At 61.4% G+C, this 10,798-nt stretch carries 7 protein-coding genes and 2 pseudogenes; all 9 read left to right on the top strand.

All coding sequences use genetic code 11. The annotated features are described in order from the left end of the window. Nucleotides 1-40 precede the first annotated feature (40 nt). Nucleotides 41-1,015, top strand: a pseudogene (gene asd / locus ACIOUG_RS25765) (aspartate-semialdehyde dehydrogenase); the annotation flags it as partial. 214 nt (nucleotides 1,016-1,229) lie between these two features. Beyond that, entirely contained in the window at nucleotides 1,230-2,240 is a 1,011-nt protein-coding gene (locus tag ACIOUG_RS25760; RefSeq protein ID WP_401069819.1) for an aspartate-semialdehyde dehydrogenase, read from the top strand. 209 nt (nucleotides 2,241-2,449) lie between these two features. Continuing rightward, nucleotides 2,450-5,095, top strand: coding sequence for a FimV/HubP family polar landmark protein (locus tag ACIOUG_RS25755; protein ID WP_401069816.1), 2,646 nt, complete (start codon nucleotides 2,450-2,452; stop codon nucleotides 5,093-5,095). 247 nt (nucleotides 5,096-5,342) lie between these two features. Next, nucleotides 5,343-6,167 (top strand): tRNA pseudouridine(38-40) synthase TruA, encoded by an 825-nt coding sequence (gene truA / locus ACIOUG_RS25750; protein ID WP_223007923.1) that lies wholly within the window; start codon nucleotides 5,343-5,345, stop codon nucleotides 6,165-6,167. A 65-nt stretch (nucleotides 6,168-6,232) separates the two neighbouring features. Further along, entirely contained in the window at nucleotides 6,233-6,862 is a 630-nt protein-coding gene (locus ACIOUG_RS25745) for a phosphoribosylanthranilate isomerase (RefSeq protein WP_401069813.1), read from the top strand. A gap of 323 nt (nucleotides 6,863-7,185) precedes the next feature. After that, nucleotides 7,186-8,106, top strand: coding sequence for an acetyl-CoA carboxylase, carboxyltransferase subunit beta (gene accD, locus ACIOUG_RS25740; protein WP_027611535.1), 921 nt, complete (start codon nucleotides 7,186-7,188; stop codon nucleotides 8,104-8,106). After that, nucleotides 8,103-9,410, top strand: coding sequence for a bifunctional tetrahydrofolate synthase/dihydrofolate synthase (folC, locus tag ACIOUG_RS25735; protein ID WP_401069810.1), 1,308 nt, complete (start codon nucleotides 8,103-8,105; stop codon nucleotides 9,408-9,410). The genes accD and folC overlap by 4 nt, the downstream gene beginning before the upstream one ends. After that, the gene (locus ACIOUG_RS25730) at nucleotides 9,394-10,053 is read left to right on the top strand and encodes an SPOR domain-containing protein (protein WP_401069808.1); all 660 of its coding nucleotides are present in this window, start codon (nucleotides 9,394-9,396) and stop codon (nucleotides 10,051-10,053) included. The genes folC and ACIOUG_RS25730 overlap by 17 nt, the downstream gene beginning before the upstream one ends. A gap of 98 nt (nucleotides 10,054-10,151) precedes the next feature. Continuing rightward, nucleotides 10,152-10,712: pseudogene (locus ACIOUG_RS25725) on the top strand (CvpA family protein). Nucleotides 10,713-10,798: the final 86 nt, after the last annotated feature.

Here is a 10,798-nt window from a genome sequence, read left to right as displayed (position 1 = left end):
CTCTTCAATGCTGTAAGCGTCCTTGAGCGGAGCAATGTCCGTGGGCAAGGACATTGCTCCGCTCAAGGACGCTTACAGCATTGAAGAGCTGAAAACCCTCGACGTGATCCTGACCTGCCAGGGTGGCGACTACACCAGCGAAGTGTTCCCGAAGCTGCGCGAAGCCGGCTGGCAGGGTTACTGGATCGACGCGGCTTCCAGCCTGCGGATGAACGATGACGCGGTGATCATTCTCGACCCGGTCAACCGCAAGGTCATCGACCAGCAACTGGACGCGGGCACCAAGAATTACATCGGCGGCAACTGCACCGTCAGCCTGATGCTGATGGGCCTGGGCGGTCTGTTCGAAGCCGGTCTGGTAGAGTGGATGAGCGCCATGACTTATCAGGCGGCCTCCGGTGCCGGCGCGCAGAACATGCGTGAACTGATCAAGCAGATGGGCGCGACTCACGCCGCTGTCGCCGATCAACTGGCCGACCCGGCCAGCGCGATCCTCGACATCGACCGTCGCGTGGCCGAAGCCATGCGCAGCGACGCGTACCCGACCGAAAACTTCGGCGTACCGCTGGCTGGCAGCCTGATCCCGTGGATCGACAAGGAACTGCCGAACGGTCAGAGCCGCGAAGAGTGGAAGGCCCAGGCCGAGACCAACAAGATCCTCGGCCGCTTCAAGAGCCCGATCCCGGTCGACGGCATCTGCGTGCGCATCGGTGCGATGCGTTGCCACAGTCAGGCGCTGACCATCAAGCTGAACAAAGACGTGCCGATCGCCGACATCGAAGGGCTGATCAGCCAGCACAACCCTTGGGTCAAACTGGTGCCAAACCAGCGCGAGATCAGCATGCAGGAGCTGAGCCCGACCAAGGTCACCGGCACCCTGAATGTACCGGTGGGGCGTCTGCGCAAGCTGAACATGGGTTCGCAGTTCGTCGGTGCCTTCACCGTCGGCGACCAACTGCTGTGGGGCGCGGCCGAACCGCTGCGTCGCATGCTGCGGATCCTGCTGGAGCGTTGATCGCTTGAAGTCGTGAAAGAACCCGCGCCTTGTGAGAGGTGCGGGTTTTTTTATGGCATTTTAAAAGATCGCAGCCTTCGGCAGCTCCTACAGAATCGGGTTCACACGCAACTCATGTAGGAGCTGCCGAAGGCTGCGATCTTTTGCTCTAAATTGCCGAACCGCCAGTCACCCGGTAAAGTGCCGCTCCCCCCGTTTCGCCAGAGGTAGAACCATGACCCAGACCCTTGATATTGCCGTCGTCGGCGCCACCGGTACTGTCGGCGAAACCCTCGTACAGATTCTCGAAGAGCGCGACTTCCCGGTCGGCAACCTGCACCTGCTGGCCAGCAGCGAATCCGCTGGCAGTTCGGTGTTGTTCCGCAACAAGAACGTGCGCGTGCGTGAAGTCGACGAGTTTGATTTCAGCAAGGTCAAACTGGTGTTCTTTGCCGCTGGCGCTGCCGTGTCCCTGAGTTACGCGGCGCGTGCCCACGCGGCCGGTTGCTCGCTAATCGACCTGTCCGGCGCGTTGCCGGCCGAGCAGGCGCCGCAAGTGGTGCCGGAAGCCAACGCTGAGGTGATCGCCGGCTTGAAAGCGCCATTCCAGGTCAGCAGCCCAAGTCCTTCGGCCACTGCGCTGGCCGTGGTGCTGGCGCCGCTGCTCGATTTGATTGAGCTGCAATACGTCAACGTCACCGCCAGTCTGGCCGTGTCCGCCCAAGGTCGCGAGGCCGTGACCGAGCTGGCCCGGCAGACCGCCGAGCTGCTGAACATGCGTCCGCTGGAGCCGACTTTCTTCGATCGGCAGATGGCTTTCAACCTGCTGGCTCAGGTCGGCACGCCCGACGCTCAAGGCCACACACTGCTGGAAAAACGTCTGGTGCGCGAGTTGCGTCAGGTGCTGAAGCAGCCTTTATTAAAGATTTCCGCCACTTGCGTTCAAGCCCCGGTGTTTTTTGGCGATAGCTATAGCGTGACCTTGCAGTCAGCGAGCGCGGTCGACCTGGAAAAAGTCAACGCTGCCCTTGAGGACGCGCCGGGCATTGAGCTGGTCGAAGCCGGCGATTATCCGACTGCGGTCGGTGACGCGGTGGGGCAGGATGTGGTCTATGTCGGTCGGGTGCGCAGCGGCGTCGACGACCCGGCGGAACTTAATCTGTGGCTGACGTCAGATAACGTACGCAAAGGCGCGGCCCTGAATGCTGTGCAGGTCGCTGAATTGTTGATAAAAGACCTGCTGTAAAAGATACTTGGCAACAATTTGTCGACTGATTCTAGGTGAGCGCTATGCTTGCCCGGAGCACTGGATAACGTGTCACCCTCCGGGACTTTCCGGGGCATCAAAGAAATGATCGCGCGCGGCAGTCTGTCGTCGTCGCGCGCAATGCCTTACGGCAGCGGCAATCAATATCTTCTCGCTGGCCGAGGAACGTTCAAACAAAGGATGAGGCTATGGTTCAAGTTCGCAAACTGGTGTTAGCAATAGCGGCCGCCTCGGCGCTGTCCTCCGGTATGGCGCATGCCCTCGGGCTCGGGGAGCTGACCCTGAAGTCGACCCTGAACCAGCCGCTGGTGGCCGAGATCGAGTTGCTCGACGTCAAGGATCTCACCGCTGCCGAAGTGGTGCCGAGCCTGGCTTCACCCGAAGATTTCGCCAAGGCCGGCGTCGATCGCCAGGCCTTCCTCAACGACCTGACGTTCACCCCGGTGCTCAACGCCAGCGGCAAGAGCGTGCTGCGCGTGACGTCGAGCAAGCCGCTGTCGGAACCGATGGTGAAATTCCTTGTGCAGGTGATGTGGCCGAACGGCCGTCTGCTGCGCGATTACAGCGTGCTGCTGGATCCTTCTAAGTTCTCGCCGCAGACCGCTGATGCTGCCGCGCAACCGGCGCCGGCGCAGACCATCACTGCACCGACCACCGGTGCCACGCACCCTTCGCAATACACCACTACGCCGCGCGATACCCTGTGGGAAATCGCCGCGAAGGCGCGCACCGGCGGTTCGGTGCAGCAGACCATGCTGGCGATTCAGGCGCTGAACCCGGATGCGTTTATCGACGGCAACATCAACCGTCTGAAAACCGGTCAGGTACTGCGCCTGCCGGACTCGGTGGAAAGCACCGCGCTGCCGCAGTCCAAGGCGATTGCCGAAGTTGCCGCGCAGAACGATGCCTGGCGTCAGGGCCGTCGTTATGTGGCCAAGCCTGGCACCGGTCAGCAGCAGCTCGACGCGACCAAACGTGGCCGCAGCAATGTCGGCACCGGCCAGAATGCCAAGGACAACCTGAGCCTGGTCTCTGCTGAAAACGCCAAGGGCCGTGGCAAAGGCCCGGCCGGCGATGCCAAGGCCTTGAGCAACAAGCTGGCGGTGACTCAGGAAAGCCTCGACACCACCCGTCGTGACAACGAGGAACTGAAAAGCCGCATGGCCGATCTGCAAAGTCAGCTGGACAAGCTGCAACGCCTGATCGAGCTGAAGAACAATCAACTGGCGAAGATGCAGGCCGAAGGCCCGGGCGCTGCGCCAGCCGCCACTGCTGCCGTACCGGCGATCACGGCCGAACTGGCCGCGACCCCGCCAGCCACCCCGGCAGAAGCGGCGCCAACGCCAGAATCGGCGATTGCACCACCGGTCGAGACGCCTGCTGAAACGCCAGTGGTCGCACCGAAACCGGTGGTCGATGAAGATAAAACCTTCAACGAACTGCTGACCAATCCGATCCTGCTGGGTCTGGTCGGTGGCGGTGCGGTGGTGCTGCTGCTTCTGCTGTTGCTGTTGGCTCGTCGCCGCAAAGCCCAGCAGGAAGCCGAGAAGCACCTGCGCATGGCCCGCGCTTTGGCTGAGGAGCAAGAGTTCTCCGCCGAGCAGGACCTGCCGGAAAGCAGCTTCGAAGGTCTGGAAACACCTGCCGCCAGCGTCAAGCTCAACACTCCGGCACCGGCACCGGCGCCAGCGCCTGCTGCGGTGGTGGCTCCGGTGGTGATGGCTGAGCCAATTGCCGCGCCATTGGTCGCGCCCGCCGCCGAGCGTTCCGATGACGTGCTGGACAAGGCTCAGTCGCACATCAATGCCGGTCGCCTGAATCAGGCTGCCGCGCTGTTGGAGGAGGGTGTCAGCCTCGAGCCGCAGCGCAGTGACTTGCGTCTGAAATTGATGGAAGTCTACGGTCAGCAGGGCGACCGCGATGCGTTCGTCGGTCAGGAGCGTCAGCTGGTGGCCAACGGTGAAAACTTCGCCAAGGTCGAAGAGCTGAAAAAGCGCTTCCCGGCCATGGCGGTAGTCGCTGTCGCGGGTCTGGCCGCAGCGGCGGTCGCCGCCGAACTGGACGCGCAATACGTCAAGGATCTGCTGCTCGACGAGCCAGAAGCGCCTGCACCTGAGCCTGCTCCTGTGGCAGACGACCTCGACAGCGCATTCGACCTGAGCCTGGACGACCTCGACAACATTACCCCGGTTGAGCCGGCACCTGTCGTTGAGCCTGAAGCGCCGGTGGAGCTGGACGAATTCCCCGCCGATGATGACCTGAGCTTCGAATCGGTGCTGCAGCAGCAGACCGAAATCAAGGAAAATCTCGACGACCTGTCGGACTTCGACCTCGATCTGGACCTCGGTGCCGAGCCCGCGCCAGCACCAACCGTCGACTTGGCGGATGATGACTTCCTGCTGGATCTGGACGAGGGCGTGAAAGATCTGCCGCCGGTCGAGCCTGCCGTGGTCAACGAAGTGCCGCAGGACGATCTGGAGCTGCCGGCGGATTTCGATCTGTCGCTGGCTGACGAAATGGACACCAACCCGGCCGAGCCGGATGCCTTCGCCGCCGAGCTGGATGACGTCAATGCCGAGCTGGATCGCCTGTCGCAGAGCATTGCCGAGCCGACCTTCACCGAAGCCGATGCGGCATCGGGTGATGATCTGGGCGAGGATGATTTCGACTTCCTCGCCGGCACCGACGAAGCCGCCACCAAGCTCGATCTGGCCCAGGCCTACATCGACATGGGCGACAGCGACGGCGCCCGTGACATCCTCAACGAAGTGTTGACCGAGGGTGACGAGAAGCAGCGTGGCGAAGCCAAGGAAATGCTTTCGCACCTGGCTTGATTTGGCGGTAAACAAAACGGCAGCCCATCGTGGCTGCCGTTTTTGTTTGCTTTTTAGAATCAAAAGATCAAAAGATCGCAGCCTGCGGCAGCTCCTACATGAGATTGCGTTCCTCTGTAGGAGCTGCCGCAGGCTGCGATCTTTTGATCTTGAAACTGGCATCCCCGACCCACAGCCTTATAATGCCCGCCTTTGTACCTCAGCAGGCTGTCCCACCTTGGCAAACATAGATAACCCGGTCGCCGAAATGGCGCCTGAAGGCTTTTACCGCGTGGCACTGGGCGTCGAGTACAAAGGTTCGCGCTACAGCGGCTGGCAGCGTCAGTTGACCGGCGTGGCCACGGTGCAGGAAGAGCTCGAAAAAGCCTTGTCGAAAGTCGCCAACTCGCCGATTTCGCTGCAGTGCGCCGGGCGTACCGATGCCGGCGTGCACGCTTGCGGACAAGTCGTGCATTTCGACACCCAGGTCGACCGTTCGCTGAAAGCCTGGGTGATGGGCGCCAATATCAATCTGCCTCACGACATCAGTGTCAGTTGGGCACGGGTGATGCCGGCGCATTTTCATGCGCGGTTCAAGGCCATCGCGCGGCGTTATCGCTATGTGATCTACAACGATCAGATTCGTCCGGCCCATCTCAATGAAGAAATCACCTGGAACCACCGCCCGCTCGACGTCGAACGCATGGCCGAGGCCGCGCAGTATCTGATCGGCACCCATGATTTCAGTGCGTTCCGTGCAGGGCAGTGCCAAGCGAAATCGCCGATCAAGAAAATGCACCACCTGCGCGTGACCCGTCACGGCAAAATGATTGTTCTCGATATCCGCGCCAACGCCTTTTTGCACCACATGGTGCGCAACATCGCCGGTGTACTGATGACCATCGGTGCCGGCGAGCGCCCGGTGGAGTGGATGAAGGAAGTTCTGGAAAGTCGCGAGCGCCGCTCCGGTGGTGTGACAGCGCATCCGTACGGTTTGTATCTGGTGCAGGTCGAGTACCACGACGAATTCCCGTTGCCCGAGCGTTTCATCGGGCCACATTTCCTTACGGGTTTCTCGGAACTTGACGGCTGACGCCCTCGAACGCTTTTGTTACCATCCGGGACTTTCCCGGTTTTTGCCTTGAGGTTTTTATCGACATGTCCGCCGTTCGCAGCAAGATTTGCGGGATTACCCGCATAGAAGATGCGTTGGCAGCCGTCGAGGCAGGAGCCGATGCGATCGGTTTCGTGTTCTACGCCAAGAGCCCGCGGGCGGTGAGCGTTCAGCAGGCAAGGGCGATCATCCAGGCATTGCCGCCGTTCGTCACCACTGTTGGCCTGTTCGTCAACGCCAGCCGCTGCGAGTTGGGGGAAATCCTCGATGCCGTGCCGCTGGATCTGTTGCAGTTTCACGGCGATGAGACCGCTGAAGAGTGCGAAGGCTGGCATCGTCCGTACATCAAGGCGCTGCGGGTCAAGGCCGGCGACGACATCGCGGCTGCCGTCGATGCCTATCCGAGCGCCAGTGGCGTGCTGCTCGACACTTATGTCGAAGGCGTGCCTGGGGGAACCGGCGAGGCATTCGACTGGTCATTGATTCCGCAAACCTTGAGCAAACCGCTGATCCTGGCCGGCGGCCTCACCCCGGAAAACGTCGCCGACGCCGTGGCCCGGGTCAAACCGTACGCGGTCGATGTCAGCGGCGGGGTAGAGGCGAGCAAGGGCATCAAGGATCACGCAAAAATTCACGCGTTTTTAAAAGCCACCAAGAACACCGGGAATTGCTAGGGGCCTGTAGGAGCTGACGAGTGCAACGAGGCTGCGATCTCTTGATCCTGCTTTTTAAAGAGACCTCAACGCCATGGCCTCCCGTCAGCTCCCGCATGAGCATCGGTTCCGATTTTGATGTGACGGCTGGCAGTCTGCCGCCGTCCATCAATGCACTTGCACAAAGCAGGCGCGGCTGAGGGTTTGTGGAGTTGCACGCAGGTCATGTTTCGCGCTGACCGCGGCGTTCCACCAACCATCGCCACACACATGAATTTAGCTGAAGGGCATACGCGGGGCTGCGAACCAGAGCGTTCGGGCCGCCGGTACTGGAGAAAGAAAGCATGAGCAACTGGTTAGTAGACAAACTGATCCCTTCGATCATGCGTTCGGAGGTCAAGAAGAGCTCGGTGCCTGAAGGTCTGTGGCACAAATGCCCGTCCTGCGAGGCTGTGCTGTATCGCCCTGAGCTGGAAAAGACCCTGGACGTTTGCCCCAAGTGCAATCACCACATGCGCATCGGCGCACGGGCGCGCATCGACATCTTCCTGGATGCCGAAGGCCGCAACGAGCTGGGTGCAGACCTGGAGCCGGTTGACCGTCTGAAGTTCCGCGACGGCAAGAAGTACAAGGACCGTCTGGTCGCTGCACAGAAGCAGACCGGCGAAAAAGACGCGCTGATTTCCGTCAGCGGCACCCTGCTGGGTATGCCGGTGGTGGTGTCGGCGTTCGAATTCAGCTTCATGGGCGGTTCCATGGGCGCCATCGTCGGTGAGCGCTTCGTGCGCGCCGCCAACTACGCCCTGGAAAACCGTTGCCCGATGATCTGCTTCGCCGCCTCCGGTGGCGCGCGCATGCAGGAAGCGCTGATCTCGCTGATGCAGATGGCCAAGACTTCGGCCGTCCTGGCACGTCTGCGTGAAGAAGGCATTCCGTTCATCTCGGTGCTGACTGATCCGGTCTACGGCGGCGTTTCCGCCAGTCTGGCGATGCTCGGCGACGTGATCGTCGGTGAGCCGAAAGCCCTGATCGGCTTCGCCGGTCCGCGTGTGATCGAGCAGACCGTGCGGGAAAAACTGCCGGAAGGCTTCCAGCGCAGCGAGTTCCTGCTGGAGCATGGCGCGATCGACCTGATCATTGATCGTCGTGAACTGCGTCCACGTCTGGGCAATCTGCTGGCACAACTGACCGGCCAGCCGACGCCGACTTACGTCGCCGCTCCTGTCGAGCCAATCGTCGTTCCACCGGTGCCTGCCAACGTATGACCGAGCGTACCCTTGGCGAGTGGCTCGCCTACCTTGAGCAGTTGCATCCATCGGCCATCGACATGGGGCTGGAGCGTTCGCAACAGGTAGCGTCCCGCATGGGACTGGGCCAGCCGGCGCCTCGGGTGATCACGGTCACCGGCACCAACGGCAAGGGTTCGACCTGCGCGTTCGTGGCTTCGTTGCTGCGGGCGCAGGGCCTGAGCGTGGGTGTCTACAATTCTCCGCACCTGCTGCGTTACAACGAGCGGGTGCAGCTCAATGGCGTCGAAGCCACTGACGCACAGCTGTGCGAAGCCTTCGCTGCGGTCGAGGCCGGGCGTGGCGACACTTCCCTGACGTACTTCGAAATGGGCACCCTGGCGGCGTTCTGGCTGTTTCAGCAGGCAAAACTTGACGCTGTGGTGCTGGAAGTCGGTCTGGGCGGGCGTTTGGACACGGTCAACGTGGTGGATGCCGATATCGCTCTGGTCACCAGCATCGGTGTCGATCACGCTGATTACCTGGGGAATACCCGTGAATCCGTGGCTTTCGAGAAGGCCGGGATTTTCCGCCAGGGCAAGCCTGCGCTGTGCGGCGACCTGAACCCTCCGCAACCATTGCTCGACAAGGTTCGCGAGTTGGGGTGTCCGTTCTCGCTGCGCGGGCGCGACTTCGATCTGGGGATCACCGATCACGACTGGCAATGGCGCGGCACTGACGCACAGGGTCAGGTGGTCGAATTGCATGATTTGCCGCTGCTCGATCTGCCGATGGAAAACGCTGCGCTGGCATTGCAGGCGTACCTGCTGCTCGGCTTGCCGTGGGATCCTGCGCAGATTGTTGCGGCCTTGCAGGCCACTCGCGTGGTCGGCCGGCTGGATCGCCGTGCGTTCGAATTCGATGGCAAGCGCCTGAATCTGTTGCTGGACGTGGGGCATAACCCGCACGCGGCGGAGTATCTGGCGCGGCGCCTGGCCAGTCGGCCACCGGTGGGCAAGCGTCTGGCGGTGTTCGGCTTGTTGGCGGACAAGGATCTGGATGGTGTCGTCGGCGAATTGAATGCTAGTGTCGAGCACTGGGCGGTAGCGCCGCTGGACTCGCCGCGTGCACGTCCGGTCAGCGAATTACACGCGGCGTTGCAGAACCTTGGCGCCTGCGTCACGTCCTATGACAGTGTCGCGGCTGCGCTGGAAGGCCAGTGTGCGATCGCAACCAGCGACGACGAGATTCTGTTGTTCGGATCATTTTATTGTGTCGCCGAGGCCCTTGAATGGCTGGCCCGGCGCTCCACGGAGGAAGCGGCAAATGGCTTTGCTGGATAAAGCGTACAAGCAGCGCATGGTCGGTGCCCTGGTGCTGGTGGCGCTGGCGGTGATTTTCCTGCCGATGCTGTTTTCCCGTCAGGACGAGCAGCGTCAGGTCACGGTCGATGCGCCGGCTGCGCCGCAAGCGCCCGCCGTACCGCAAGTGCAGCTTGAGCCGGTGGCCGTGCCTGAACCGCAGACACTGCCGCAGGAGCCGGTGCCGGGCGACGACGAAGTGGCCGAGCAATCGGCGCCGTCGATGCCGATTGCCGCGGCACCAGCACCAGCACCCGCCCCGGTAGCCAAAACGGTTACGCCAGCACCTGCGCCAGCCGCCAAGCCTGCTGCGGCACCGGCCCAGCCGATTGCTGCCGTTCCGGCCAAGCCTGACACCACGCAAAGCCGTATCGACGCCAACGGTCTGTCGGTCAGCTGGTCGGTGCAACTGGCCAGCTTGTCGAGTCGTGAGGGTGCCGAATCGCTGCAAAAATCCCTGCGCAGCCAAGGCTACAACGCCTATATCCGCTCTGCTGACGGCAAGAACCGGGTGTTCGTCGGCCCGTTGATCCAGCGTGCCGAGGCTGATCGTCTGCGGGATGTTTTGAGTCGTCAGCAAAACCTCAAGGGTTTTGTCGTGCGCTTCCAGCCTGAGCGTGGCTAAAAACTATCGCCCGGATTGAAAAGCACTGACAATCGCAGCTTACCGACAGCGGTGCGCTCTGCTAAAATGCGCCGCCTTATCCGTCTGTAGGCTGCACTGTGCCATTTACCATGGTTGACTGGGCGATCGTTGCAATCATCGCCATCTCCGCTTTGATCAGTTTGAGCCGCGGCTTCGTCAAGGAAGCATTATCGCTGGTGACCTGGATCATCGCAGGAGCTGTTGCCTGGATGTTCGGTGGCTCACTGTCCGAGTACCTCGCCGGATACATCGAAACCCCATCGGCTCGCGTGATCGCGGGCTGTGCCATCATGTTTGTCGCCACACTGATCGTGGGCGCAATGATCAATTATCTTATCGGCGAGTTGGTGCGCGTGACCGGGTTGTCCGGCACCGACCGATTCCTCGGCATGGCCTTCGGCGCGGCGCGTGGCGTGTTGCTGGTGGTCGTGGCAGTCGGGCTGTTGAGCCTGTGGCCGGTACAGCAGTACGGGTTGTGGAAAGAATGACAGCTCGTGCCAAAGTTTCTATTGGTCGCCGACTGGTCCAAAAACCTGATTCTCGGGTGGAGCAGTCAGTGGCTTGCCAGCGGAATCAGCGTACCCGCTGATATTCCGTTCAAGGAACAACTCATGCCGTCGGCGAAAACGCCACAGTGAGTGTTGTTCAGTTCAGATCCATTAAGTAGGGGTTGCGTCGCATGGGTGGCATGGTCGGTCTCGGCGGTACGTCGACCGTCAATCAG

The sequence above is a fragment of the Pseudomonas sp. NPDC087803 genome, from assembly GCF_044742995.1.
In the GTDB taxonomy this organism is placed as follows: Bacteria; Pseudomonadota; Gammaproteobacteria; order Pseudomonadales; family Pseudomonadaceae; genus Aquipseudomonas.
Note: the sequence above shows the minus strand (reverse complement) of the source record. Positions and strands in the feature narration are given on the sequence as shown.

What these genes read in the sequence shown, in the direction of transcription:
- ACIOUG_RS25760 (WP_401069819.1), top strand. Translation starts at nt 1,230, where the DNA reads ATGACCCAGACCCTTGATATTGCCGTCGTCGGCGCCACCGGTACTGTC.
- ACIOUG_RS25745 (WP_401069813.1), top strand. Translation starts at nt 6,233, where the DNA reads ATGTCCGCCGTTCGCAGCAAGATTTGCGGGATTACCCGCATAGAAGAT.
- ACIOUG_RS25755 (WP_401069816.1), top strand. Translation starts at nt 2,450, where the DNA reads ATGGTTCAAGTTCGCAAACTGGTGTTAGCAATAGCGGCCGCCTCGGCG.
- accD (WP_027611535.1), top strand. Translation starts at nt 7,186, where the DNA reads ATGAGCAACTGGTTAGTAGACAAACTGATCCCTTCGATCATGCGTTCG.
- folC (WP_401069810.1), top strand. Translation starts at nt 8,103, where the DNA reads ATGACCGAGCGTACCCTTGGCGAGTGGCTCGCCTACCTTGAGCAGTTG.
- truA (WP_223007923.1), top strand. Translation starts at nt 5,343, where the DNA reads ATGGCGCCTGAAGGCTTTTACCGCGTGGCACTGGGCGTCGAGTACAAA.
- ACIOUG_RS25730 (WP_401069808.1), top strand. Translation starts at nt 9,394, where the DNA reads ATGGCTTTGCTGGATAAAGCGTACAAGCAGCGCATGGTCGGTGCCCTG.